Source organism: Phenylobacterium ferrooxidans (genome assembly GCF_042714595.1).
Classification (GTDB): domain Bacteria; phylum Pseudomonadota; class Alphaproteobacteria; order Caulobacterales; family Caulobacteraceae; genus Phenylobacterium; species Phenylobacterium ferrooxidans.
This window is the reverse complement of record NZ_JAOTJD010000036.1, coordinates 27559-51236: the sequence shown is the minus strand read 5'-3', so window position 1 is coordinate 51236 and position 23678 is coordinate 27559. Positions and strand designations below refer to the sequence as shown.

23 protein-coding genes and 2 tRNA genes are annotated in these 23678 nt (G+C 69.7%); 12 read left to right on the top strand and 13 right to left on the bottom strand.

All coding sequences use genetic code 11. The features are described 5' to 3' along the window. From OCL97_RS16945 to OCL97_RS16935, 3 genes are all read left to right on the top strand, one after another. On the top strand, nucleotides 1–370 hold a 370-nt coding region (locus OCL97_RS16945), incomplete at its 5' end, for an aminotransferase class III-fold pyridoxal phosphate-dependent enzyme (RefSeq protein WP_377371028.1). After that, entirely contained in the window at nucleotides 370–1845 is a 1476-nt protein-coding gene (locus tag OCL97_RS16940; RefSeq protein WP_377371027.1) for an NAD-dependent succinate-semialdehyde dehydrogenase, read from the top strand. The genes OCL97_RS16945 and OCL97_RS16940, both read left to right, overlap by 1 nt. A gap of 308 nt (nucleotides 1846–2153) precedes the next feature. After that, nucleotides 2154–2408, top strand: coding sequence for a hypothetical protein (locus tag OCL97_RS16935; protein WP_377371025.1), 255 nt, complete (start codon nucleotides 2154–2156; stop codon nucleotides 2406–2408). Nucleotides 2409–2683: 275 nt separating this feature from the next. Here OCL97_RS16935 and OCL97_RS16930 read toward each other — a convergent pair. Next, a tRNA-Pro gene (locus OCL97_RS16930) sits at nucleotides 2684–2760 on the bottom strand. Between the two features lie 126 nt (nucleotides 2761–2886). On the opposite strand from OCL97_RS16930, the gene OCL97_RS16925 reads away from it, so the two are divergent. Then, nucleotides 2887–2960 (top strand) — tRNA-Gln (locus tag OCL97_RS16925). A 127-nt stretch (nucleotides 2961–3087) separates the two neighbouring features. Next, complete coding sequence (locus tag OCL97_RS16920) at nucleotides 3088–3279, top strand: hypothetical protein (protein ID WP_377371024.1); 192 nt, start codon at nucleotides 3088–3090, stop codon at nucleotides 3277–3279. Nucleotides 3280–3295: 16 nt separating this feature from the next. Here OCL97_RS16920 and OCL97_RS16915 read toward each other — a convergent pair whose 3' ends face one another. Then, on the bottom strand, nucleotides 3296–4009 hold the full coding sequence (locus OCL97_RS16915; protein ID WP_377371022.1) for a Crp/Fnr family transcriptional regulator: 714 nt from the start codon (nucleotides 4007–4009) through the stop codon (nucleotides 3296–3298). A gap of 327 nt (nucleotides 4010–4336) precedes the next feature. Between OCL97_RS16915 and OCL97_RS16910 the strand changes: the two genes are divergently transcribed. Further along, nucleotides 4337–6238 carry a HAMP domain-containing methyl-accepting chemotaxis protein gene (locus OCL97_RS16910; protein WP_377371021.1) on the top strand — a complete coding sequence of 634 codons (1902 nt, stop codon included), beginning with the start codon at nucleotides 4337–4339 and terminating at the stop codon, nucleotides 6236–6238. Nucleotides 6239–6290: 52 nt separating this feature from the next. Here the strand turns inward: OCL97_RS16910 and OCL97_RS16905 are convergent, their stop codons facing one another. Next, nucleotides 6291–6992 carry a TylF/MycF/NovP-related O-methyltransferase gene (locus OCL97_RS16905; protein WP_377371019.1) on the bottom strand — a complete coding sequence of 234 codons (702 nt, stop codon included), beginning with the start codon at nucleotides 6990–6992 and terminating at the stop codon, nucleotides 6291–6293. Between the two features lie 47 nt (nucleotides 6993–7039). Here OCL97_RS16905 and OCL97_RS16900 point away from each other — a divergent pair, with 47 nt between their 5' ends. Both OCL97_RS16900 and OCL97_RS16895 read left to right on the top strand, forming a co-directional pair. After that, a complete protein-coding gene (locus tag OCL97_RS16900) occupies nucleotides 7040–8551 on the top strand; it encodes a sensor histidine kinase (protein ID WP_377371018.1) in 1512 nt (503 codons plus the stop codon). Then, nucleotides 8548–9240, top strand: coding sequence for a winged helix-turn-helix domain-containing protein (locus OCL97_RS16895; protein ID WP_377371017.1), 693 nt, complete (start codon nucleotides 8548–8550; stop codon nucleotides 9238–9240). Before OCL97_RS16900 ends, OCL97_RS16895 begins: the two co-directional genes overlap by 4 nt. Here OCL97_RS16895 and OCL97_RS16890 read toward each other — a convergent pair. Continuing rightward, the gene (locus OCL97_RS16890; RefSeq protein ID WP_377371016.1) at nucleotides 9237–11147 is read right to left on the bottom strand and encodes a potassium transporter Kup; all 1911 of its coding nucleotides are present in this window, start codon (nucleotides 11145–11147) and stop codon (nucleotides 9237–9239) included. The genes OCL97_RS16895 and OCL97_RS16890 overlap by 4 nt on opposite strands. Nucleotides 11148–11340: 193 nt before the next feature. Here OCL97_RS16890 and OCL97_RS16885 point away from each other — a divergent pair, with 193 nt between their 5' ends. Next, the gene (locus OCL97_RS16885; RefSeq protein WP_304779163.1) at nucleotides 11341–11553 is read left to right on the top strand and encodes a dodecin; all 213 of its coding nucleotides are present in this window, start codon (nucleotides 11341–11343) and stop codon (nucleotides 11551–11553) included. 9 nt (nucleotides 11554–11562) lie between these two features. On the opposite strand, the gene OCL97_RS16880 is transcribed toward OCL97_RS16885, so the two are convergent. From OCL97_RS16880 to OCL97_RS16870, 3 genes are all read right to left on the bottom strand, one after another. Further along, nucleotides 11563–12978: an alpha/beta hydrolase domain-containing protein gene (locus tag OCL97_RS16880; protein WP_377371015.1), complete on the bottom strand. Its 1416-nt coding sequence runs from the start codon at nucleotides 12976–12978 to the stop codon at nucleotides 11563–11565. Between the two features lie 197 nt (nucleotides 12979–13175). After that, a complete protein-coding gene (locus tag OCL97_RS16875) occupies nucleotides 13176–13685 on the bottom strand; it encodes a 6-pyruvoyl trahydropterin synthase family protein (RefSeq protein ID WP_304779158.1) in 510 nt (169 codons plus the stop codon). Nucleotides 13686–13720: 35 nt separating this feature from the next. Continuing rightward, entirely contained in the window at nucleotides 13721–14380 is a 660-nt protein-coding gene (locus OCL97_RS16870) for a transposase (RefSeq protein WP_377371014.1), read from the bottom strand. A gap of 162 nt (nucleotides 14381–14542) precedes the next feature. Here OCL97_RS16870 and OCL97_RS16865 point away from each other — a divergent pair, with 162 nt between their 5' ends. Then, nucleotides 14543–15145, top strand: coding sequence for a hypothetical protein (locus OCL97_RS16865; protein WP_377371013.1), 603 nt, complete (start codon nucleotides 14543–14545; stop codon nucleotides 15143–15145). A 115-nt stretch (nucleotides 15146–15260) separates the two neighbouring features. On the opposite strand, the gene OCL97_RS16860 is transcribed toward OCL97_RS16865, so the two are convergent. Both OCL97_RS16860 and OCL97_RS16855 read right to left on the bottom strand, forming a co-directional pair. Further along, a complete protein-coding gene (locus OCL97_RS16860) occupies nucleotides 15261–16139 on the bottom strand; it encodes a phytanoyl-CoA dioxygenase family protein (protein WP_377371012.1) in 879 nt (292 codons plus the stop codon). 250 nt (nucleotides 16140–16389) lie between these two features. Further along, nucleotides 16390–17169: an alpha/beta fold hydrolase gene (locus OCL97_RS16855; RefSeq protein WP_377371011.1), complete on the bottom strand. Its 780-nt coding sequence runs from the start codon at nucleotides 17167–17169 to the stop codon at nucleotides 16390–16392. Between the two features lie 210 nt (nucleotides 17170–17379). On the opposite strand from OCL97_RS16855, the gene OCL97_RS16850 reads away from it, so the two are divergent. Further along, the gene (locus tag OCL97_RS16850; RefSeq protein ID WP_377371010.1) at nucleotides 17380–18078 is read left to right on the top strand and encodes a hypothetical protein; all 699 of its coding nucleotides are present in this window, start codon (nucleotides 17380–17382) and stop codon (nucleotides 18076–18078) included. Between the two features lie 3 nt (nucleotides 18079–18081). Here the strand turns inward: OCL97_RS16850 and OCL97_RS16845 are convergent, their stop codons facing one another. Next, nucleotides 18082–18270 (bottom strand): hypothetical protein, encoded by a 189-nt coding sequence (locus tag OCL97_RS16845; RefSeq protein WP_377371009.1) that lies wholly within the window; start codon nucleotides 18268–18270, stop codon nucleotides 18082–18084. Nucleotides 18271–18284: 14 nt separating this feature from the next. Next, entirely contained in the window at nucleotides 18285–18560 is a 276-nt protein-coding gene (locus OCL97_RS16840) for a metal-sensitive transcriptional regulator (protein ID WP_304779142.1), read from the bottom strand. A gap of 92 nt (nucleotides 18561–18652) precedes the next feature. On the opposite strand from OCL97_RS16840, the gene OCL97_RS16835 reads away from it, so the two are divergent. Then, entirely contained in the window at nucleotides 18653–20944 is a 2292-nt protein-coding gene (locus tag OCL97_RS16835) for a heavy metal translocating P-type ATPase (RefSeq protein WP_377371008.1), read from the top strand. Here the strand turns inward: OCL97_RS16835 and OCL97_RS16830 are convergent. Together OCL97_RS16830 and OCL97_RS16825 are read right to left on the bottom strand one after the other, a co-directional pair. After that, nucleotides 20941–21486 carry a GNAT family N-acetyltransferase gene (locus OCL97_RS16830; protein ID WP_305761451.1) on the bottom strand — a complete coding sequence of 182 codons (546 nt, stop codon included), beginning with the start codon at nucleotides 21484–21486 and terminating at the stop codon, nucleotides 20941–20943. The two genes, OCL97_RS16835 and OCL97_RS16830, sit on opposite strands and share 4 nt — an antisense overlap. Continuing rightward, a complete protein-coding gene (locus tag OCL97_RS16825) occupies nucleotides 21483–23567 on the bottom strand; it encodes a S9 family peptidase (protein WP_377371007.1) in 2085 nt (694 codons plus the stop codon). Before OCL97_RS16825 ends, OCL97_RS16830 begins: the two co-directional genes overlap by 4 nt. Nucleotides 23568–23678 lie beyond the last annotated feature (111 nt).

The following is a 23678-nucleotide window of genomic DNA, read 5'->3' as shown; positions in this document are numbered from 1 at the left end:
CTGCGCCGCGGCCCTGGCGGTGCTGGACGCCATCGCCGAGGAGGGCCTGCTGGCCCGGGCCGAGGCGTTGGGAGACCGCACCCGCGCGCGGCTGGAGGCCTTCGAGGCGCGCAACGACCTGCGGCCCATCGCCGGGATCCGTGGGCCGGGCGCCATGATCGCCTTCGACCTGGTGACCTCCCGCGGCGGCCGCGAGCCCGATGGCGCGGCGGCCAAGCTGGTGACCGCCAGGGCCCTGGAGGAGGGGCTCATCCTGCTGTCCTGCGGAATCCACGGCGAGACCATCCGCCTGCTCTATCCGTTGACCATATCCGACGCCCTGCTGGACGAGGGCCTGGATCGACTTGAAGATGCTCTGAGGATTGTTTGATGACGACCGACACCAAGCCTGAACGGGACCGCCTGACCCTGACGCGACCGGACCTGTTGCGGGAAGCGGCCTATATTGGCGGGACCTGGGTGACGGCGGCGGAGACCATCGCCGTGACCAACCCGGCCACCGGCCGGCCGATCGCCGCCATCCCCAATCTTGGCCGCGCGGAGACCGAGCAGGCGGTGGCCGCCGCGGCGGACGCCCAGCCGGGCTGGGCCGCCAAGTCGGCCAAGGCTCGGGCCCAGGTGCTGCGCCGCTGGTTTGACCTGATGCTGGCCCACCAGGAGGACCTGGCCCGGCTGATGACCGCCGAGCAGGGCAAGCCGCTCTCGGAGTCGCGCGGCGAGATCGCCTATGCGGCGGCCTTCCTCGAGTGGTTCGGGGAGGAGGCCAAGCGCGCCTATGGCGAGGTGACCCCCGGCCACCAGGCCGACCGGCGCATCCTGACCTTGAAGCAGCCCGTGGGGGTGGTCGGCGCGGTGACCCCCTGGAACTTCCCCGCCGCCATGATCACCCGCAAGGTGGGCCCGGCGCTCGCCGCCGGGTGCACGGTGGTGCTCAAGCCCTCCGAGCTGACCCCGTTGTCCGCCCTGGCGCTCGCCGTGCTGGGGGCGGAGGCGGGCGTGCCCGACGGTGTGTTCAACATCGTCACCGGCCATGCCGGTCCCATCGGCGAGGTGCTGACCACCGATCCCCGCATCGCCAAGTTCACCTTCACCGGCTCCACCGCCGTGGGCAAGATGCTGGGCGCGCGGTGCATGGACACCGTCAAGCGGGTGTCTCTGGAGCTGGGGGGCAACGCCCCCTTCATCGTCTTCGACGACGCCGACCTCGACTCCGCCGTCGAGGGAGCGATGGCGTCCAAGTTCCGCAACACCGGCCAGACCTGCGTCTGCGCCAACCGCTTCTATGTCCAGGCCGGGATCGCCGAGGCCTTCGCCCAGCGCCTGGCCGCCAAGGTGGCCGCGATGCGGGTCGGCGACGGCCTGGAGGGCGAGACCGACCAGGGGCCGCTGATCGACGCCAAGGCCCTGGCCAAGGTCGAGAAGCACGTGGCCGACGCCGTCCAGGGAGGGGCCATCGTGCTCACCGGCGGCAAGCCTCTGGGCGAGGGGAATTTCTACGCGCCCACCGTCCTGAGTCACGTCTCGCCCTCGGCCCTGCTGACCCAGGAGGAGACCTTCGGCCCCGTGGCCGGCATCGTCGTCTTCGAGACCGAAGCCGAGGCGATCGCCCTGGCCAACGCCACCCGGGCGGGCCTGGCGTCCTATGTCTATACCCGCGACCTCAGCCGCTCCTGGCGGGTCAGCGAGGCGCTGGAATACGGCATGGTGGGGCTTAACACCGGCCTGATCTCCACCGAGATCGCCCCCTTCGGCGGGGTGAAGGAGTCGGGCCTGGGCCGCGAGGGCTCCCGCCACGGCCTGGACGAGTACCTATCCCTCAAGGCGGTCTGCCTGGCGGTGGATTGAGCAGATCGAGCCGGCCCGATACGCACGGCCACTGGACGAACAAGGTCCATGGTCGCGTGCGCCGTTGAGGGCGGCGGCTCGGGAGCAGCGAGGGCGGTTGGCGGGATCTGGCGTCGCTCGTGGAGAACCCGTGACCACCCCAACGTCAGTTCCGGACGTACGCGAAAAGGGATAAGGGCACTGGCCGGAAGAGCCGCGTTTTGGGCACCACCTCACATAGCGAGCCCGAGGCTCGGGCCCGTCAGCGTGCTGTCTGCTTCCGTCCATAGCCTTCCACATGCGTCGGCGTCAGCGCGCTCCTGCGAGCGATGGCGCTCGCCCGAGTGTGGGCGACCCAGCTGGAGAGCGGTGAGGTGAGTTCGGTGAAAGAACTCGCCCGCCAAAATGGCCTTTGTCACAACTATACGGCCCGACTTCTGCCCCTGGCTTATCTCGCGCCTGATCTCACCGAAGCGGTCTTGCAGGGCGCGCAACCTCGGTCCGTCTCGCTGGCTGGCCTGACCGCGCAGCCTCTTCCGTGGGACTGGTCCGAGCAGCGTCGGCGCTTCGCCGCGATCGGCTGACCCTTACAACAATTCTTAGTTGCGATCGCGACCGTCGGTGTTCACCGGCGGTCGCCGTCGTTTGGCCACCCCCTGTTCTTTCCCCTGTTCTCAGGGGCGGAAGGCGAAAGTCACACTTCTGGAATGGCTCCAGAGAGCGGCAGGCGAAATGGGCATATGAGGGCGGGTTGGTGGCTCTCGGAGAGCCAGGCGCGCGGGCCATTATCCGCCTAACCGACGGACTACTCGGGACGAATTGGGCGCGGGAAAATCCCCCGCGTCAGCGAGGGAAGAATTGGTCGGAGTGGCAGGATTCGAACCTGCGACCCCCGCGTCCCGAACGCGGTGCTCTACCAGACTGAGCCACACTCCGACTTGAGGAGGGCGCTTATAGAGGAGCGCTTTCCGCGCCGCAAGCGACCCTGAAGCCGTTGCATCCCAGGAAGGCTTGCGCTATCTCCACGCCCTCGCGCAGGCCTCGGCCCAGCGGCGTTCCTGCTGGGGAATGGTGTAATGGTAACACAGCGGTTTTTGGTACCGTCGTTCTAGGTTCGAGTCCTAGTTCCCCAGCCAATCTGTCCCGACATCGTGAAGGTCGCGCCACCAGCGCCAAAATTGTCGGCGCTCCGACGTTGCGGGGCGGAACCGAGCGCGCGCGGACCGGTTAGAGAGGCTCCTCCAACCTGTCACCCCAACGGCCATGCCCCATCGTCTCAGCCTTCGACTTTGGCTCGCCGCCGTTGCATCCGCCACCTGCGTCGGCGCCGCCAGTGGCGCGGCCCTGCGCCCCGGCCCGGACGAAACCACCGAGCCCCCGACACCCCAGCTCCTGAACCCCGGCCAGACCAACGTCATCGCCTTCGATCCGCGGGTCGCGGCCTCCCGGTCCTGAGGCCAGGGCGGTTGGATCAGGCGGCGCGCTCCACCCGGTCGGCCAGGATGCGGTCCACCGCCAGGGTGACGGTCTCGTAGCACTCGCAGGCGCGCGCCGTCAGGGCCTCGCGGTCCAGGATGCGGATCTTGCCGCGGCTGTAGCGGATGATCCTCTCGGCCTGCAGAGAGGCCGCCAGGGTCGTCACCGTGGTCCGCTGGACCCCCAGCATGATCGCCAGGTGCTCCTGGGTCAGCGGCACGACGGCGTCGCCCCCCAGCCAGTCCTGGGTCATCAGCAGCCAGCGCGCCAACCGCAGCGGCGTCGCATGCAGGGCGTTGCAGGCATTGGTCTGGGCGGTCTGGACGATGGTCGCCTGGGCGTGGCGGATGATGGCGTCGGTCAGCATCGGACTGGCGGCCGCCGCCCGGCGCAGGGTCTCGGTGCGGATTTTCCAGGCCTCGCCGCCCACCTGCACGATCACCCGCTCGAAGGCGTAGGGCGAGCCCAGGGCATGCAGCAGGCCAAACCCGCTCTCGCGCCCGATGGTGCGGCTCTCCACCTGGTCGCCGTTCGCCATCACCGCGATCACCGAGATGATCGAGTCGGTGGGCAGCAGCACCATCTCCACCGTGCGGCCCACCTCGGCCAGGGTGTCGTCACGCTTCAGGGTGACCCGTTCCAGGTCGGGTTCGATCAAGGCGCGGGCCTTGGCGGGCAGGGTGTCGAGGAAATGGTTGGTCTTTTGCATCCCATGGTAATGCTCAGGGCGCGAGAAGGCGCCATCCCGATCGTGCGCGGGGCGGCCCCAGCCACACCGGCCCGACCAACCTTATCGCCGTCGGTCCGCGGTCGCCGTCCCCCGGTCCTGAGGCCAGGAACGCCCATCCCGGTCTGTCCCTGGTCCCTGCCGCCGCCCCTGGCGCTTAGCTTGGAGGCCGGCCGCGGACGACGGGGCGTCAAATTGCAGCGCCTGGACCTTCTGGAAGGTGAAGCCTCGAAAAGAGATCAATATTTAATCTATGGAATCTACGGCATCGTACTTATCGCGCATAGCGAGAGTGTGGAGAGTCCGGGCGTGTTCAGTAATTTCAAGATCGGTACGCGCCTTACTTCTGGCTATGTCATTCTGCTTATTTTAATGATCGCCATGGCCGGTGTCAGTATAAACCGGGTCAAAACGATCAACAACCAATTGGCGACGATCAACGACGTCAATAGTGTCAAGCAACGCTACGCCATCAACTTCCGCGGCAGCGTCCACGACCGCGCGATTCGCCTGCGGGACGTCGTCCTGGTCTCCGATCCGGCCGAGTTGACGACAATCCTGGGCGACATCGACCGACTGGGCGCCAGCTATGCGGCCTCGGCCGGCCCCCTCGACGCGATCCTGACGTCAGGTGAGCAGGTCACCCCCGACGAGGTCGAGATTCTGGCCGCCATCAAGGCGACCGAGGCCCGGACCCTGCCCCTGATCGCCCAGGTGGCGGACCTGCGCCAGGCGGGCGACGAGGCCGGCGCCAAGGCTCTGCTGATGAGCGAGGCCCGACCGGCCTTCATCCAGTGGCTGAAGGAGATCAACCAGTTCATCGACCTTGAGGAAGCCAAGAACAAGGCTGTGGCCGGCGACGCGCGCGCCATCGCCCAGGGCTTCCAGGTCCTGACCCTGCTGCTCTGCGCCGGCGCCTTGGGGATCGGCGCCTTCATCACCGCCTGGGCCCTGGTGGCCATCCGGCCGCTGCGGAGTCTGACGGGGGTGATGGGCGCCCTGGCCCAGGACGACTACGCCGTGGAGGTCGACTTCGCCGAGCGCGGCGACGAGATCGGCGCCATGGCGCGCGCGGTCCAGGTCTTCAAGGACAGGGGCCTCCAGGCCAGGGACCTTGAGGCCGAGGCCGACCGCATGCGCACCGCCGCCGACACCGAGCGCGGGCGCACCGAAGCCGAGCGGCGGGCGGTGGAGATCGAGCAGCGCGCCGTGGTGGAGGCCTTGGCCGCCAGCCTCGGCCGCCTGGCGCAAGGCGACCTGACCACCCGGATCGAGGCCGATTTCCAGGGCCAGTATCTGCAGATCAAGACCGACTTCAACGCCGCGGTCGACAGCCTGAGGGAGGCGATCGGCGCCATCACCAATTCGGTCCGCGGGCTAAACGGCGGTTCCGATGAGATCTCGGCCGCCTCCGACGACCTCTCGCGCCGCACCGAGCAGCAGGCCGCCAGTCTGGAGGAGACCGCCGCGGCCCTGGACGAGGTGACCGTCACCATCAAGCGCAGCGCCGAAGGCGCCAAGCAGGCGGCCTCGGCGGCCAGCGAGGCCAAGGGGCAGGCCGAGCGTTCCGGCCTGGTCATGGGCGAGGCGGTCCAGGCCATGGGCGAGATCGCCGCCAGTTCCGGCAAGATCAGCAGCATCGTCGGGGTCATTGATGAGATCGCCTTCCAGACCAACCTGCTGGCCCTGAACGCGGGGGTCGAGGCCGCCCGCGCCGGTGAGGCCGGCCGTGGCTTTGCGGTCGTCGCCTCGGAGGTCCGCGCCCTGGCCCAGAGGTCGGCGAGCGCCGCCAAGGAAATCAAGGAGCTGATCGCCGCCAGCCGGCTGCAAGTGGATCGGGGCGTCAAGGTGGTGGGAGACACCGGCGAGGCGCTCGGCGGCATCGTCACCAAGTTCGCCGAGATCGACCTGCTGATCTCGGAGATCTCCAAGTCGTCCCAGGAGCAGGCGGTGGGCCTCAACCAGGTCAACGCCGCCGTCAACCAGATGGACCAGGTGACCCAGCAGAACGCCGCCATGGTGGAACAGACCACCGCGGCCGCCGCCAGCCTGAAGTCCGAGGCCGCCGACCTTGGCAAGCTGGTGGGCCGTTTCCAGATCGGCGCGGCCGCTCCCGTCGCGGGCCGACCCGAGCTGGCCCAGGCTCATCGACATCCTGCGGCGCGCAATCCGGTGGCCGCGCTCCGCTCAAGGCTGCAGCGGCTGTCCTGAGCCGGCCTGAACCCTTTCGACGCCAGAGCCCCGTGAGGCGGGGGCCTCGGCGCTACAGTCCCGCCCGGAACACCCAGTGGGGCCAGACCTGCTCGGAGTGCAGGCGGCGCGCCATGACCAGCTCCTCCACCGCCTCGGTGGCGCCGATGCAGGAGGGCGCGTCGGCGTCGTCATAGGCGACATAGCCGCCCTTGGTCATGAACGGCCAGACGGCGTCCTGAGCGTACTTCACGCCGGAATAGATATCGCAGTCGATGTGGGCCAGGCCGAAGCTGGGCTTCTTCCTGGCGATGCCGGGGAAGGTGTCCTCAAACAACCCCTTCACCACCACCAGGTTCTTCAGCTTCAGCTTGTCGCGCCGCTTGGACAGCGCCTCGAAGGAGGCCTCGGCGAAGTCGCCGGCCCCGTGCAGGTCCCGGGCGGCGTCGGTCACCGGCATGCCGGCATAGGTGTCGCAGGCATAGATCTTGGCCTTGGGGGCGACCGCCTTCAGCACGTGGGCCATGAACAGCGCGTTGCCGCCCCGGTACGAGCCGAACTCGATGACGTCCTTGCCCTCCAGCGTCTCGAAGAAGTTGGTGAGGATCAGGAACAGGTTCATCCGCTTGGCCTCGACCATCAGCGACCAGCCGCCGCTGGCCTCGGCCGCGGCCTGGTACAGCGGATCGGCGGCCACCTTCTGCGCCAGGTCGGTGTGCATCAGGCCCCAGCCCCGCTGATAGCCGTCCCGGGCCGAACGGCCGCCCGTGGCCACGCTATGCGCGCGGGTCTAGGATCGAGACGTGCAGGCTCTCAGATCCCATGCCGATTGATCCCCCCGCGGCGCGCGCCACGCCGGCCAGCCTCGTCCTGCGCCATGCCGCCGCCGTGGCCGGGGTGGCCGCCGCCGGCGTGGCGGGCCATCTGGCCGCCGGCCGCGTCAACAGCGCCGACATCGCCATGCTGTTCCTGCTCAGCGTCCTGCTGAGCGCCCTGGCCCTCGGCTTCGGCCCGGCCCTGCTGGCCGCCTGCGCCGCGGCGCTGAGCTACAACTTCTTCTTCCTCAGTCCCCGGCTGACCCTGGCCATCGAGCGCCCCGCCGACCTGCTCACCTTCCTGGTCTTCTTCGCCGTGGCCCTGTCCACCGGATGGCTGGCCGGCCGGGCCCGGGATCAGGCCCGCTGGGCCGCGCGGCGGGCCGGACACCTGGAGGCGCTGTTCGAGGCCAGCCGGCGGCTGTCGGCGGCCGCCACTCCGGCGGAGGCCGCGCGGGTGCTGGCCGACCAGGCCGCCGCCCTCGCGGGCCGGGCGGCCATCGTCCTGCTGCCGGAGGTCGGGTCCATGCGCCTGGCAGCCGGGCCCGAGGGGCTTTCCGACCTGTCGGAGGCGACCCTCGCCGCCGCCCGCCAGGTGTGGGACTCCGGTCTCGACGCCGAGGATGGAAGCTGGGCCATGCGGCCGCTGCAGGGGGTGGGCGGCCAGGTGGGGGTGATTGGCCTGCGCGGCCCACGCCTGCCCGCCGACGAGGAGGGCCTGCTCACCGCCGTGCTGCGCCAGGGGGCCGTGGCCCTGGAGCGCGCCAGCCTCGCCGCCGCCGCCGCCGAGCTGGACGGCCTGCGCCGCGCCGACCACCTGCGCTCGGCCCTGCTGAACTCCATCAGCCATGACTTCCGCACCCCCCTGGCCACCGTGCTGGGGTCCTCCACCACCCTGCTGGACTTCGAGGCCGAGCTGAAGCCCGCCGTCCGCCGCGACCTGCTGGAGAGCATCGCCCAGGCGGCGCGGCGGCTGAACCGCTATGTCGGCGACCTGTTGGACATGAGCCGGCTGGAGGGCGGCGCCCTGACCCCGCGCCGCGAGCTCACCGATGTCCGGGCGGTCCTGGCCTCGGCGGTGGACTGGCTGGAGGGCCGCCTGGACGGCCGCCCCATCCGCCGCGACTTCGCCGAGCGCCTCTCCCGCGTCAACGCCGATCCCACCCTGCTGGAACAGGCGGTGCTCAACATCATCGAGAACGCCGCGGCCTACAGCCCGCCGGGAGCCCCCATCGAGCTGGCGGTCCACGAGGACCTTGGCCATGTGCTGATCGCCATCGAGGACGCCGGTCCGGGCATCCCGCCTGAGGCCCTGGAGCAGGTGTTCGACCGCTTCCGCCGGCTGAACCAACCCACCGACCGGGGCCAGGGGCTGGGGCTCGGCCTGTCCATCGCCAAGGGCTTCGTGGAGGCCATGGGCGGGCGGATCGCGGCCTCCAGCCCGGTGGCCGACGGCCACGGGACCCGCATCCTGATCGCCTTGCCAAAGCCGCACCCGACCCCCAAGGACCTGATGTGAGCCTGCGCCCCCGCATCCTGGTCATCGACGACGAGCCGCAGATCCACCGGTTCCTGACGCCGGCCCTGGAGGCGGCCGGCTTCGAGCCGATCCGCGCCGACACCGCCGCCGACGGCCTGCGCGAGCTGGCCCGCCGCGCGCCGGACGCCGTGATCCTCGACCTCGGCCTGCCCGACATGGACGGCAAGGCGGCCCTGGCGCAGGCGCGCGCCTTCTATGCCGGGCCCATCCTGATCCTCTCGGCCCGTGACCGGGAGACCGAGAAGATCGATGCCCTGGACCTGGGCGCCGACGACTATGTGGAAAAGCCCTTCGGGGTAGGGGAGCTGCTGGCCCGGCTGCGGGTCGCCCTGCGCCGCGGCGCGCCCACGGACGCCGCCCCGCGCAGCGTCACGGCCGGAGCCCTGGAGATCGACCTGGCCATGCACGCGGTGCGTCGAGACGGGGCGGCGGTGCGGCTGTCGCCCAAGGAGTTCCAGCTGCTGGCCCAGCTGGTGGAGGGCGCGGGCAGGGTGGTCACCCACCGCCAGCTGCTCACCGCCGTCTGGGGCCCGGCCCATGTCCACGACACCCAGTACCTGCGGGTCTTCATCGGCCAACTACGCCACAAGCTCGAACCCGACCCCGCCCAGCCCCGCCACATCGTGACGGAGCCAGGCGTCGGCTACCGGTTCGTGACCGGCCCCTAGACGGTGACCTGGGCCCCCATCTCCACCACCCGGCCTGGTGGAATCTGGTAGAAGTCGGTGGGGTTGGCGGCGTTGCGCAGCAGGTAGATGAACAGCCTGTCCCGCCACAGCGCCATTCCCGGTTCCCGGCCCGGCAGCACCGAGCGGCGTCCCAGGAAGAACGAGGTGGCCATGATGTCGAACCTCAGCCCCTGGCGGCGGCCGGCGGCCAGGGCGGCGGGCACATTGGGCTGCTCCATGAAGCCGTAGGTCACGGTCACCCGGCTGAAGTCGGGCCCCAGGCTCTCCACCGCTGCGCGGGCGTCCTCGGCCACCCGCGGCCGGTCGCTGGTGGCCACGGTCAGGATCACGTTCTTCTCGTGCAGCACCTTGTTGTGCTTGAGGTTGTGCATCAGGGCCACGGGGGCCAGGTCCCCCTGGGAGGTCAGGAAGATGGCCGTGCCCGGCGCCCGGTGCGGCGGCCGCGCCCTCAGGCTCTCGATCAGGTCGGCCAGGGGCAGGGAGTCGCGCTGGGTCTTGTCCCCCAGGATCGCCACCCCCTTCATCCAGGTCAGCATGACCAGCACGATCAGCCCGCCGATGGCGATGGGGAACCAGCCGCCCTGGGCGATCCGCATCACGTTGGAGCCCAGGAACACCAGGTCGATGGCCAGCAGCGGGATCACCAGGGCCAGCACCGCGGCCAGGGGCCACTTCCACTGCCGCCGCGCCACCACGAACAGCAGCAGCACGGTCACCACCATGGTCGCCGTCACCGCGATGCCATAGGCGGTCGCCAGGTTGGAGGAGGAGCGGAACATCACCAGCAGCCACAGCACCCCCACCAGCAGGAAGGCGTTCACCGCCGGCACATAGATCTGGCCGGCGATGGTCTCGCTGGTCCGCTTGATGTCGATGCGCGGCAGCAGGCCCAGCTGCACCGCCTGCTGGGTCACCGAGAAGGCGCCGGTGATCACCGCCTGGCTGGCGATCACCGTGGCCGCCGTCGTCAGCAGCATGACCGGCCAGTAGGCCGCCTGCGGGATCATCAGGAAGAACGGATTGGCCGCCGCCTGGGGATCGGCCAGCACCAGGGCGCCCTGGCCCAGATAGTTCAGCATCAGGCAGGGGAAGGCCACCATCAGCCAGCCCGCCCGGATCGGCGCCCGGCCAAAGTGGCCCATGTCGGCGTAGAGCGCCTCGGCGCCGGTCACCACCAGGAACACGCTGCCCAGGATGGCCAAGCCCAGCAGGCCGTTGCTCACCAGCAGCTTGACCGCATAGACCGGGTTGAAGGCCGCCAGGATCGCCGGCTCCTGGACGATGTGGATCAGGCCCAGCCAGGCCAGCACCAGGAACCAGACCAGGGTGATCGGCCCGAAGAACCGCCCCACCGCCGCCGTGCCGCGCGACTGCACCAGGAACAGTCCGGCCAGGATCGCGGCGGCGGCCGGCAGCACATAGGGCTCGAACAGCTTGCCGATCCCCGGCGCCAGGGCCAGGCCCTCGGTGGCCGACAGCACCGAGATGGCCGGGGTGATCAGGCCGTCGCCATAGAACAGCGCCGCCCCGCAGATCCCCAGGATCAACACCAGCCGCGATCGCCGCCCCAGGGCGTGCTGGGCCAGCGCCATCAGGGCCAGGGTCCCGCCCTCGCCGCGGTTGTCGGCCCGCATCACCACCAGGGTGTACTTCACCGTCACGATCAGCAGCAGCGCCCAGAACACCAGGGACACCACCCCGAACACCGCCAGGTCGCCCGAGCCGCCCTTGGCGTGGGCCAGGGCCTCCTTCATGGCGTAGAGCGGGCTGGTGCCGATATCGCCGAACACCACCCCGATGGACCCGAGCGTCAGGGCCCAGAACCTGCGCCGCGCCACCTTGGGGTCGTCCTGCGCCGACCCGTCCTCAACCTGTACCGCCGCCATCTCGAACCTGCTGCTGACCCGTCCACATGGACAGGCCGGTGCTAGCCCGGCGCGGCGTTGCGGTTCGATGCGGGATCGCGGGCGCCTGCGTAAGGGCCGCGTAAAGATCGGGCCGGGGCGCGGTCCCGGGCGCCCGGCCTGGAACCCCTCGCCCCCGTCGCGCGCTCAGGACCTGCAGAAACCTGGAGGCTCCATGACCGAAGACAACACCTACGGCGTCAGCGAAATCGTCGGCACGTCCAAGACGTCCATCGACGACGCCATCCGCACCGCCGTCACCAAGGCGGCGGAAAACCGCCGCCACATCCGCTGGTTCGAGGTCACCCAGGTGCGCGGGCACGTGGAGGAGGGCCAGGTGGCCCACTTCCAGGTCAGCCTGAAGCTTGGCTACGCCCTCGAGGAGTGACCTCCCGCGTCAGCCCGCCGTCGTGGCGGGCTCACGCGCCGAGAGCGCTTGCGCGCGCCGGTATTCCAGCGCCGCCTCCGCCACCGCCGGCTCGACGTCGCGGGGCATCATCACCCCGGCCGCGACGGCGGCCCCCGCCGCCTGCCGGAACCGGGCCAGGTAACCCGCCTCGTCGCCATAGAGCGCGTCCAGGGTCGCGGCGTCGAAGGGCCGGTTCGATCCCCGCAGGCGGCCTGAGAAGTCGTCGCTCACCGGCGCAGAACTGTTCATCGCCACCGGCGCATCGGCCTGGGGCAGGCGCACGCCCCCCGTGGCGATGCCGTGGCGATCACGCACCACCTTGCCGTCGGCGTCGAAGTCGATCAGCGGCTGAGACGGCGGGGCTGCGCCCCCGTTCACCCAGCGGTTCATGTGATGCAGGGCCGCGTCATAGAAGGGCTGCAGGTAGATGCGGTTCATGTCCTCCGACGGCGCCGCCGGCGCCACGCCGAAGTCGCGCTGGTACTTCTCGTTGCGGGTCAACTGGGCCTGATAGGACACATGGGTCAGGGCCGCGGCCTCCCAGGTGCGGAACCGCTCGGTGTCGGGCTGGCGCACCTTCAGGCAGGCGATCGCCTCCAGCTCGGTGTTGACGATCATCGCCGGGACATCGAGATCCTCGCGGATCAGGTTCTGGGCGCGGGCCAGGGGACGCGCGGCGCCCGGCGCGCCTGGCGACACCCGCACCGGCGGATCGCTGCCCTCGATGGCCGTGCCGCCGCCGAAATAGATCTGCAGCATATAGCCGTCAAAGGCGTGGCCGCCCTGCTCGGGCGCCAGCGGATGGACCGCGTTGATATAGGTCGACAGCCGCCCCGCCGACTGCGAGGCGCCCAGGCCGATCACCTTCTTCACCGCCAGCCCGCCCATGGGATCGACGGCCCCGTTGCGGCCCGGCCCCACGGCCCGGGCGACCTGGGAAAAGATGTCATAGGAGGCGTCGTCGGTGGGAATGCTCAGGCTGCCGTAGCGCTCGGCGTCCCAGGCCGCCAGCCCCTGGGGGTTGGCCTCGAACCCGTGCACGCCGACGGCCTGCACCGTGGCGCAGACATAGGCGTAGCCTTCCTCCAGCACCTCGGGGCCCTCCCCGAAGAACAGCTCATAGCCGGCGGTGACATTGTTCCAGCACACCACCACCGTGCCGTTGAACTTGGCCGGGTCGGCGGGCCGATAGACCAGGAAACGGGTCTTGAAGGGAACCTTGCCCTTGGGCTCCACGGTCCACTTGCCGTCGCGCCCCAGTTCGGCGCCCGCGACGGGCCCGTAGGTGGTCGCCTGACCCTCCAGGAAGTACTCCGCCTCGACGAAGCCCTTGGCCGCCAGGTCGATGAGCGGCCGGTTGAACGCCCAGCCGTGCTGTCCGCCCGTGATGGGTCCCTGGATCATGTCTCACTCCTCACCGTGCAGTCTGTCGCTGCTGAGCGGTGATCCTAGCGGCTTGGCGCGGTCCCTGGAAAGCCGCTCGCGGCGGCGCGGGCCGGCTAGACCCGTATTATCCGATCAGGTTGATTCAACCTGATCGGGAAAGAGTCTCGCTGTCGCAGGTGAGAGCGACCCATCTCGGAAGGTGAGGTCGGTTGGGTCTAGGTGGCGTGCATCAAGGCATGAAGAACATCGGCGGAAACCTTGCCGATCACCCCCTGAGGGTTTTCGTAGATGGCGCTGTTCGCCCCATGTTCGAAACACTCCACGGCCAAGATCCAGCAGCGCCCTTTGGTCGCCGCTACGATCATCGGGTGGGTGACTGAAAACACATACTCGGCGACGCGCTCGCAACTCGTTCCCGGAACGATGCGGACCTCCGCCAAGCCCAGGTCTCTCAGCCTCAGGAATTCGGACCGCGCCGGGTCGTCCTCGGCGACGAGGACTGTGTGATCGAAAGTCTGATGCAGCCAGTCTCGGATAGGCCCAAAACCACCCTTTCCGAAATCGATAACCCAACCCCGATGGTCGAGCTGCTCTGCAGCGAAAGTGAATTTGAACCCAAGCGAATAGCCATGGATCAGGTTGCAATGGCTATCCGCGGCCCATTGCCTCAAGGCGCAACTCAAGCCGCGCTCAGCGCCATAGGTCTTGGTCGAAAGGTGCGCCATCTTTGGTCTCCAGCCGCAATTCGGTGACAGTGCACTCAAATCGTCTTCGGCTTGCGCCCGCGTTTGCCGGGCGCGAGCGACCGCCCTGACAGCGCTTCAAGCGTCTCCAGGAACGCCGCGTCCCCGACCGGGCGCCCGATGGTCTCGGCGCGCCGCAGGCTGAGTGAGGCGGCCTCGTCCTCACCCTGCGCGATCATCGCCGCGAAGTCGGGATAGCGCGACAACACCGGCTGCGTCCGCGTCAGGCCATCGTCGTGTCCAAGGTAGGCATGCAGGCTCGACCAACGCCAATCCTCCGCCCGCTTCACCAGCCGCGCGCGAACCGGGTTCAGCGCCACGTACCGCAAGGCCGCGCCCAGATGGGCCTCGTCCATGGCCACACAGCCGAACCGCCCCCGCCAGAAATGGCCGCTGCGCTTTTCCCGCGCATGGATGGTCCCGGCATAGCGCCGGTGCACGGGCGCCAGGCAGCGGCGTAGGCCGTCCGGGTCGGAGGGGACCAGGATCAGGTGCACGTGGTTGGGCATGAGCACCCATCCCCAAACCTCCACCCCGGCCTTGGCGGCGTTCTCGGCCAGCAGGTCGTGATAGAGCTGGTAGTCAGCCTCACCGAAGAAGGTCTGCCCCCCGCCGTTGCCGCGCTGGGTGACGTGGTGGGGAACCCCTTCGAAGACCGTACGAGCCATGCGCGCCATGACCAGGACGGTGGCATGGCGGGCGTTCAGGCGTCAATTCGTGCACTGTCACCGTAATACCCACCGCAATACCACTTCCTATCGTGCGACCTAAACTTGAAGTTGCGCCATTCAGGGAAGCTTGAGTAAAACTCGACGCCAGCTCGACTGTGGGGAAGAGTCATGAAGTGCCTGCTTCTGATCGCGGCGCTCACCTGTCTGGCGGGAGCTGCTCATGCCAAGGGTGAGCAGTTCCACAATCCGACAGCCCAGTTTGCACTCACCAAGCCGGAAGGGTGGGTCTATCTGAGCGCTGACCAGAACAGCGCCAACCTCAAGGCGGTCGAGTCGGGCGATGCCGAACTGCGCGATGCCGTGGCCAAGTACGCGACGGTGCCCATGGTCATTCTCGCCAAGCATCCTGAACCTTTCCCGGACCTCAATCCCACCTTCAAGGTCAATCTGCGTCTCTTGGGGCCATGGGCCGGCCAGACGCCGACGGCCGTCTTGGACGAAATTCTGCCCACCCTGCGGAAGATCGCCGCCGACGTGACCGTGGTGCAGCCGCCCACGCTGGTAAAGGTCGACGGTCTCGACGCCGGCTATCTGCGCGTCAACTACACGCTCCGTGCCGCCGGTGCTGAATTCCCCACCACCTCCGAAATCTGGATTGTACCGCGTGGCGAGGTCTTCTTCCTGATCGGCGCGGGCTCCCGGCAGGACGAAGCGACCGGCTCTCGCGCCGAAATCGCGGAAATCCTGCAGAGCATCCGTTTCGGCCCCTGACCCAGGGGACCACTTCCTACTCCGGGCGGTAGTCAATTACGGTGACGGTGCACTTAATCGGCCCCCCGCCGCCGTCCCCCTGAACGGGCGCGTCACACCGTCAGCCGCCGCGCACCTAGGCGTTGATCGCCCCCAGCAGCTCGGCCGAGCCCAGCTGCGATCCCGCCGCGTCGCCGGTCAGGGCGTACTCCGGCGGCACGACCTCCGGGCCCTCGCCGGGGGGCAGGGGCGGGGTGTAGTAGCCGAGGGCATAGGAGCCCATGGCGTAGCCGATCAGCTGCTGCAGTTCGGGCTCCAGGGTGCGCGCGATCTCCGGCGGGCAGGAGAGGTACTGGTTCTCCTCCTGGCGCAGCCAGCCGAGGGCATAGGTGATGTTCAGGCCCCAGCGGTCGGTCTCGCCGGTATTGGCCCCGCCGCCGTGGAACACCGTGCCCGTATAGACCAGCACCGAGCCGGCCTTCATGGTCGCCTGGCAGATCTCCTCCGGCGTCGCCTTGCGATTGTCTGGCCAATCGATGGAGCCGGGAACCACCTGGGTCGCCCCGTTCTCGGCGGTGAAGTCGGTCAGCGCCCAGATGGTGTTCAACTGCGGCTCGACCCCCTTCAGGTACTGGCCCCAGGCCCAGCGGTCGCGGTGGATCGGCTGCGCCGGCTGGCCGGGCATGATGCGGATCAGCTGGCCCAGGTGCAGCTGGTAGCGGGTGCAGTTGGGCAGCAGCACCCGGTCGCAGATAGCCCGGATGCGGGGATCGAGGATGGCTGTGCGGCACCCCGCAGAGCGGGCCGCCAGGGCCCCGGTCCGCGTGGTCTTGAACCCGGTGAAGGCGTCCTGTCCCGGCTGGGTCGCCTCCACATAGGGGCGTAGCTCTTCGGCCATGGCGAGGGCCGTCTGCGGGCTGATCACCCCCTCCAGGATCAAGGCTCCGTCCCGGTCCAGGACCGCCATGACCGCCTCGATGGGCGCATCGGCGGGCAGGCGTTGCAGGTCGGCCATGTCGCGGTCTCCGGGGGGGCTCCCCCGCAGCTTAGCCCCGGCGCGAGCGAACTCAATGGGCCCTCCGCCGCCACTCGCCCCCGACAGCGCCAGCACCCCGGCCAGATTAGAGCGACCGGCTGACGACCATGGCGTTCCCCCGCGAACCTCAGGCGCGCCAAGCATCGCGCTCCGCGCCGGCGAAATCCAGGCGGTCTGCGTCCTGGCGGTCGCCGGGCGCGGCGACCGATCGCGAACTGACCAACGCGCCCTAGGCGGCGCCGGCGAGGATCTGGGGCAGGGCGGCCTGCAGGGTCGAGTAGTGGGACAGGCCGGGGAACCGCCGCAGGGTGGCGGGTCGGACCGCGACGATGGCCTGGGCCATGGCGGGCGGGGTCCAGGTGTCGGCGTCGCCCTGCCACAGGGTGATGGGCGCGCGGAGGCCGGCCAGCCTTTGCGCGGGCTGGGCGACATAGCCGAGGATCTCGCGCTGGTAGGCCCGGGCGCCGCGCGCCAGGCTGTGGGCGATCATGCCGCGCACCGTGGTCTGGAACGCCGGGTCGCGGGCCAGCTGCGCGTCCGCCCCGGCCGCCCCGGCGAAGATCTGCGCAAACAGCAGGCCCGGCGCGACCCGCGACAGGCCTCCCTGGACCGAGGTCAGGGCGGAAAACAGCCGCGGCTGGTTGCGCGCCAGGGCGAACACCGCGCCTCCGGCCATGTCGGGCAGGAAGTCTCCGCAATCCAGCGGCGCGGCGGCCGAGACCAGGTCCAGGCTGAGGTCGCGGCCGCGACCCAGCGCCTCCAGCCTCAGGCCGACCTCCACCGCCACATAGCTCCCCAGCGAGAAGCCCACCAGGCGGATCTGGCCCTCGGGGCGGCGCTGCAGGACGTCGGCCGTCAGATGGTCGAGATAGGCGCTCAGCGACAGGTCGGGGCGATCGGTCGCCCGGTCGGGCGCATGGACCCGTTCCTGATGCTCGCGCCGATCTGGGAAGACCAGGTCCAGCTCGGCCGGCGATCCGGGCTGGCCGTGGAAGTAGACGACTGTCACGTCGGGGGCTCCGCCGCCGCGAGGGCTGGCCTTGAATCACGGGAACATGGTCAGGCGGTCTTCGCCCAACCCCACCCCACCTTCAACCGCAGAAACGCAATGCCCACCGCCGGCGCCCTCGGGGATCTGGGGCCAGGCGAGGGCGTGCAACTGAAGATTGCGCGCCTTTCTCCCACACGTTAACTTTCCCGCCTCTGGGGAGGGATGAAGATGGCCAAGCTCATCTACAACAACGCCGGAAAGATCCGGGACAAGCCGCTGCAGCCCAAGCTGGAGCAACTGCTGAAGGAGGCCGCCGCGGCGGTGGGCGTCGACGCAGTGTCGGTGACCTCGGGGGGGCAGGACCGCAAGGGCGCGCCGAACGCGCGGCGCACCGGCTCCACCCGCCATGACGACGGGGCGGCCGCCGACATCCAGCTGCTGGACGGCGGCGAGGTGCTGGACTTCGACGCGCAACGCAAGCGGTTCGAGGCCTTCGTCACCGCCGCCGCCAGCCTGGGCGCCACCGGCCTCGGCGCCGGCGTGGACTATATGGGGACCAAGACCATCCATGTGGGCTTCGGCTCCCGGCTGGTGTGGGGGGCCGGCGGCCGGGCCGTCAACGCCCCGGCCTGGCTGCGGGCCGCGGCCGCCAAGGGCTGGGGCCAGCCGCCGCCGGTCGCCGCCCCCCTGGCCCGGGCCGGGGTCGGGCGCGCCGTCGTGATCGCCCGCAACGGGGTCAAGCTGCGGGGCGGGCCGGGTCTGGGCTTCGACCACAGCACCGTGCTCAAGAGCGGAACGGAATTGACCATCCGGGGCTTCGACGGGCCAACCGAGGAATGGGCCCTGGTGGACCTGGACGACGATGGCCAGCTGGACGGGTTCGTGTTCGCCGCCTTCCTGTCGCCGCTGGCGGCCGAGGAGGCCTGACCCTCACCCCACCTTCGAGCGCACGATCCCCATGCCGGCCATGTCGTGGCCCGCATGGGGATCGGCGGGACCCTGACGGTCACTTGTCGGCGAATGTTGGCCGCCGTGCGCGGCGTGTCGGCCGTGGCTGTCCTGGGCGGGGGTTTGCCAGGCCAGCGCCGGGAGGGCGGCGGCGGGGAGGGCGGCCTTCATGGGGGAGGGGTGTCTTAACGGGTGCTGCGTTCCAGCAGGGTGATGAGTTCATTGGCCTTTTGGCGCTGCTCAGCGGCGTCGCCGCTGACGATGGCGCCCTCGATGCAATGGCCGAGGTGGTCGCGCAGCATCTCGGTCTCGACCTTGGCCAGGGCGGCGCGGGCCGCCTGCAGCTGGGTGAGGATGTCGATGCAATAACGGTCTTCGTCGACCATCCGCGCGATGCCGCGCACCTGGCCCTCGATCCGGCTCAACCGGCCCTGCAGCTTGGCTTTGTTCTCGCGCTTCATGCCGCCCGTATATACCCCCAGGGGGTAATTGCAATATGCCCCTGGGGGGTATAACTGCAGAGCACCCTTGTCCTCCATCCGTGGCGACCGACATGTCCGAGCAAGCCCCCCTGATCGATCCCGTCTGCGGCATGACGGTGAAGACCGACACCCACCGCCACGTCCACGACGGGGTGGAATTCGGCTTCTGCTCGGCCGGCTGCAAGACCAAGTTCGCCGCCGATCCGGGCAAGTACCTGGGCGAGCGGGAGCCCGAGCCGCCGCCCCCGCCGGGCACGATCTACACCTGCCCCATGCACCCGGAGATCCGCCAGGAGGGGCCGGGGTCCTGCCCGATCTGCGGCATGGCCCTGGAGCCCGACCTGGTCAGCCTGGACCACGGCCCCAACCCGGAGCTGGTGGACTTCACCCGCCGCTTCTGGGTCGGCGCGGCCCTGACCGCCCCGATCTTCATCCTCGAGATGGGGGGACACCTGATGGGCCTGGCCACCCCCTGGCCCATGGCCTGGAACGGCTGGATCCAGCTGCTGCTGGCGACCCCGGTGGTGCTCTGGGCCGGCTGGCCCTTCTTCCAGCGGGGCGCCGCCAGCCTGCGGTCGGGCCACCTCAACATGTTCACCCTGATCGCGCTCGGGGCCGGGACCGCCTGGCTCTACTCGACCTTCGCCACCCTGTTCCCGGGCCTCATTCCCAATGATTTCAAGGGCTCGATGGGGGAGCCGCCGCTCTATTTCGAGGCCGCCGCGGTCATCGTCGTCCTCGTCCTGCTGGGCCAGCTGCTGGAGCTGCGGGCCCGCGAGCAGACCTCGGACGCCATCAAGGCCCTGCTCACCCTGGCCCCCAAGACCGCGCGGCGCCTGCGCCCGGACGGGACCGACGAGGACGTGGCGGTCGACCAGATCGCGGTCGGCGACCGCCTCCGGGTGCGCCCCGGCGAGAAGGTCCCGGTGGACGGCGAGGTGCTGGAGGGCTCGGGCGCGGTGGACGAGGCCCTGGTCACCGGCGAGTCCCTGCCGGTGGACAAGGCGCCTGGCGACCGCCTGGTGGCCGGGGCCATCAATAAGACCGGCGCCTTCATCCTGCGGGCCGACAAGGTGGGCGCCGACACCCTGCTGTCGCAGATCGTGCAGATGGTCGCCCAGGCCCAGCGCAGCCGCGCCCCGATCCAGCGCCTGGCCGACCAGGTCTCGGCCTGGTTCGTGCCGGCCGTCATCGCCGCGGCCCTGGCCGCCTTCGCCGCCTGGTGGCTGCTGGGACCTGATCCCCGGCTCGCCCACGCCCTGGTGGCGGCGGTCTCGGTGCTGATCATCGCCTGCCCCTGCGCGCTCGGCCTGGCCACCCCGATGTCGATCATGGTGGGCGTCGGACGCGGGGCCCAGGGGGGCGTGCTGATCAAGAACGCCGAGGCCCTGGAGCGGCTGGAGAAGGTCGACACCCTGGTGGTGGACAAGACCGGCACCCTCACCGAGGGGCGCCCCGCCGTGACCGAGATCCATGTCGCGCAAGGCTTTGCGGAGGCCGACCTGCTGCGCCTGGCCGCCAGCCTGGAGCGGGGCAGCGAGCATCCCCTGGCCGAGGCCGTGGTCCGCGCGGCCGTCGACCGCGGCCTTTCCCTGGGCGAGGCGCAGGACTTCAACTCCCCCGTCGGCAAGGGTGTCACCGGCTCGGTGGAAGGCCGCAGCCTGGCCATCGGCAGCGACCGCTTCCTGGCCGAGTCGGGGATCGACACCGCTCCGCTGAGCGCAGCCGCCCAGGCCCTGCGGGGAACCGGCGCGACGGGGATCTTCGTGGCCGTGGACGGCGCCCTGGCCGGCCTGATCGGCATCTCCGACCCCATCAAGCCCAACGCCGCCGAGGTGGTGGCCCAGCTGCGCGAGCAGGGCGTGCGGGTGGTCATGCTCACCGGGGACAACCGGGTGACGGCTCAGGCGGTGGCGGACCGGCTGGGGATCTCCGAGGTCGAGGCCGAGGTCCTGCCCGGCCAGAAGGCCGAGGTGGTTCACCGCCTGCGGGCCGAAGGCCGGGTGGTGGCCATGGCCGGCGACGGGGTCAATGACGCCCCGGCGCTCGCCGCCGCCGACGTCGGCGTGGCCATGGGCGCGGGATCGGACGTGGCCATCGAGAGCGCCGGCATCACCCTGCTGCGCGGCGACCTCTCGGCCCTGCTGCGAGCGCGGCGGCTTTCGCGCGCGGTGATGAGCAACATCCGCCAGAACCTGGTGCTGGCCTTTGTCTACAACGCCCTGGGCGTGCCGATCGCGGCCGGGGTGCTCTATCCGGCGTTCGGTCTGCTGCTGACCCCGGCGATCGCCGCGGCGGCCATGTCGCTGTCCTCGGTGAGCGTGATCTCCAACGCCCTGCGCCTGAGGCTGACCAGGCTTTAGTGCCCGGTCAGGGCCAGGCCCTCGGCGGCCGGCGGACTGGTATCGCCGCCGTTGAGGGGCTTCTGCATCCAGACGGTGTCCACCCAGCGCCCGTGCTTGAAGCCGACGCTGCGACAGACCCCGGCAGGCTCGAAGCCGAGCGAGGTGTGCAGGCCGATGGACCCGGCGTTGCCGCTGTCGCCGATCACCGCCATCACCTGCCGCAGGCCCAGGGCCTCGCAAGCCGCCAGCACCTCCGTCAGCACGGCCTTGCCCACCCCACGGCCGTGAGCGTCGGGGGCGACATAGACGCTATCCTCCACCGTGAACCGGTAGGCCGCGCGCGGCCGGAACAGCCCGGCATAGGCGAAGCCCAGCACCCGGCCGCCTTCCTCCGCCACCACGTGCGGCAGGCCCCGCTCGACGATGGCCAGACGGCGCTGAGCCATCTCCTCGGGGCTTGGCGGGACCTCCTCGAAGGTGCCGAAGCCGTGCAGCACGTCGTGCCCGTAGATGGCCGCCAGGGCCTCCGCATCGGCCGCAGTCGATGGCCTGACGATCATTCCCAACCCCTGTCCACGGCCCAGATGGCGAAGGCGTAGTCGAGCGCGATCTCCTTGAGGAAGTCGAACCGTCCCGAGGCGCCGCCGTGGCCCGCGTCCATGTTGATCTTGAGCAGGATGGGGGCGTCGGAGGTCGAGACCTGACGCAGCCTGGCGACCCATTTCTGGGGCTCCCAGTAGGTGACGCGGGGATCCGACAGGCCGCCCGTCGCCAGCACCGGCGGATAGGGCCGGGGGGCCACCTGGTCGTAGGGGCTGTAGGCGGCGATGGTGTCGTAGGCCGCCTCGTCCTCCAGCGGGTTGCCCCACTCGGGCCACTCCGGCGGCGTCAGGGGCAGGGTGGTGTCGCTCATGGTGTTCAGCACGTCGACGAAGGGCACGGCGGCGATCACCCCGGCCCACAGGTCGGGCCGCAGGTTGGCGATGGCCCCCATCAGCATGCCGCCCGCCGAGCCGCCATAGGCCACCATCTTCCCGGCCTTGCCGTATCCCTCAGCAGACAGGTGCTCGGCGCAGGCGATGAAGTCGGTGAAGCTGTTGGGCTTCTTCTCCTTGCGCCCGTCCAGGAACCAGCCCCAGCCCTTGTCGGACCCGCCGCGCACATGGGCCGTGGCCCAGATCCAGCCGCGATCCACCAGGCTCAGATTGCGGATCGAGAAGCTGGGTTCCATGGCGTGGCCATAGGCGCCGTAGCCGTAGAGCAGCAGGGGCGCCGAGCCGTCGAGGGGCGTGTCTTGCAGCATCAGGACGGTGATCGGAACCTGGACGCCATCCGCCGCCGTGGCCGTCAGGCGGCGCGCGACGTACTTGGCCGGATCGTGGCCGGAGGGGATCTCCTGGGTCTTGCGCAGGGTCCGCTCGCGGCTGGCCATGTCGTAGTCGAACCACTGCCGGGGCGTGGTCGGGGACTGGTAGATGAAGCGGGTGACGGTGGTGTCGTACTCGTAGCCGCCGCTCAGCGAGAGCGCGCAGGCCTCCTCGTCGAAGACAATCTCATGCTCGCCGCCGCCGCGCGTCATGACCACGATGCGATCGTTGGCGTTCACCCGCTCCAGCCGCACCAGGTGGCCGGCATAGGCCGCGAAGCCGGTGACGTAGTGGCCCGGCTGGTGGGGGACGAAGTCGGTCCAGGTGGACTTTGCGGGGATCTCGGCGGTGCTGGTGACCAGCTTGAAGTCCACCGCCCCGTCGTCGTTGGTGCGGATCACCCAGCGGTCGGTCCAGTGGTCAAGTTCATACTTCACCCCCACCCGGCGCGGCTCGGCCACGAAGGGTGGGCGGGTCGGATCGCTGGCCGGGATCAGCCAGATTTCGGTGGTCTCCTGGTTGCCCACATGGACCACGACATGGCTGTCGTCCGAGGTGGTCCCGACCCCCAGGAACATGCCGTCGTCGGCCTCCTCATAGACCAGGACGTCCTCGCCGCCGCGGGCCGGACGGCGATAGACCTTGGAGGGCCGGGCGTTCTCGTCGCGCCAGATCCAGAACAGCCACTGGCTGTCGGGGGAGAAGGTGAAGTCGCCATAGGCGCTCTCGATCTCGAAGGCCAAGGTCTCGCCGGTGGCTAGGTCCTTGATGCGGATCGTGTAGTACTCCGACCCCTGCTCGTCGGCCGCCCAGGCGTAGAGGCGGTGGTCGGGGCTGTGGTGGGCCGCGCCGACCTGGAAGAAGGCCTTGCCCTTCGAGAGCGCCTCCTCGTCCAGCAGCACGACTTCGCCGTCGCTGCGGCCGCGCGGACGGCGGCCATGGACCGGATGCTCGGCCCCGATCTCGTAGCGGACATAGTAGTCCCAGGCGCCGTCCGAGGCAGGGACCGACGAATCATCCTCCTTGATCCGCCCCTTCATCTCGGCGAAGAGCGCCTCCTGCAGCGCCTTGGTTGGGTCGTCTAGCAGGGCCTTGGTATAGGCGTTCTCGGCGTCCAGGTGATCGCGGATGTCGGCCCGCAGGACCTTGGGGTCGCGCAGGACCTCTTTCCAGTTTTCGTCCTTCATCCAGGCGTAGTCGTCGACTCGCGTACGGCCGAGCTGGGTGATGGACTTCGGCTCGCGCCGGGCGACGGGGGGAGTGGGACGGGTCATCCCCGTTAGATGGCCCAGGCGCGGGACGCTCTCAAGGCGTAACCCTTGGGCCACGCGGCAACATGGCGCAGCGCCTAAACCTCAGATCGGCCTTTGCCTTAACGACGTTCT

Excerpts from the sequence above, each read along its gene's own strand:
- OCL97_RS16915 (WP_377371022.1), bottom strand. The coding sequence starts at position 4,009 with ATGCAAAAGACCAACCATTTCCTCGACACCCTGCCCGCCAAGGCCCGC.
- OCL97_RS16940 (WP_377371027.1), top strand. The coding sequence starts at position 370 with ATGACGACCGACACCAAGCCTGAACGGGACCGCCTGACCCTGACGCGA.
- OCL97_RS16865 (WP_377371013.1), top strand. The coding sequence starts at position 14,543 with ATGAAGTGCCTGCTTCTGATCGCGGCGCTCACCTGTCTGGCGGGAGCT.
- OCL97_RS16935 (WP_377371025.1), top strand. The coding sequence starts at position 2,154 with ATGGCGCTCGCCCGAGTGTGGGCGACCCAGCTGGAGAGCGGTGAGGTG.
- OCL97_RS16875 (WP_304779158.1), bottom strand. The coding sequence starts at position 13,685 with ATGGCGCACCTTTCGACCAAGACCTATGGCGCTGAGCGCGGCTTGAGT.
- OCL97_RS16900 (WP_377371018.1), top strand. The coding sequence starts at position 7,040 with ATGCCGATTGATCCCCCCGCGGCGCGCGCCACGCCGGCCAGCCTCGTC.
- OCL97_RS16860 (WP_377371012.1), bottom strand. The coding sequence starts at position 16,139 with ATGGCCGACCTGCAACGCCTGCCCGCCGATGCGCCCATCGAGGCGGTC.
- OCL97_RS16825 (WP_377371007.1), bottom strand. The coding sequence starts at position 23,567 with ATGACCCGTCCCACTCCCCCCGTCGCCCGGCGCGAGCCGAAGTCCATC.
- OCL97_RS16920 (WP_377371024.1), top strand. The coding sequence starts at position 3,088 with ATGCCCCATCGTCTCAGCCTTCGACTTTGGCTCGCCGCCGTTGCATCC.
- OCL97_RS16870 (WP_377371014.1), bottom strand. The coding sequence starts at position 14,380 with ATGGCGCGCATGGCTCGTACGGTCTTCGAAGGGGTTCCCCACCACGTC.
- OCL97_RS16840 (WP_304779142.1), bottom strand. The coding sequence starts at position 18,560 with ATGAAGCGCGAGAACAAAGCCAAGCTGCAGGGCCGGTTGAGCCGGATC.
- OCL97_RS16890 (WP_377371016.1), bottom strand. The coding sequence starts at position 11,147 with ATGGCGGCGGTACAGGTTGAGGACGGGTCGGCGCAGGACGACCCCAAG.
- OCL97_RS16880 (WP_377371015.1), bottom strand. The coding sequence starts at position 12,978 with ATGATCCAGGGACCCATCACGGGCGGACAGCACGGCTGGGCGTTCAAC.
- OCL97_RS16830 (WP_305761451.1), bottom strand. The coding sequence starts at position 21,486 with ATGATCGTCAGGCCATCGACTGCGGCCGATGCGGAGGCCCTGGCGGCC.
- OCL97_RS16835 (WP_377371008.1), top strand. The coding sequence starts at position 18,653 with ATGTCCGAGCAAGCCCCCCTGATCGATCCCGTCTGCGGCATGACGGTG.
- OCL97_RS16845 (WP_377371009.1), bottom strand. The coding sequence starts at position 18,270 with ATGAAGGCCGCCCTCCCCGCCGCCGCCCTCCCGGCGCTGGCCTGGCAA.
- OCL97_RS16850 (WP_377371010.1), top strand. The coding sequence starts at position 17,380 with ATGGCCAAGCTCATCTACAACAACGCCGGAAAGATCCGGGACAAGCCG.
- OCL97_RS16885 (WP_304779163.1), top strand. The coding sequence starts at position 11,341 with ATGACCGAAGACAACACCTACGGCGTCAGCGAAATCGTCGGCACGTCC.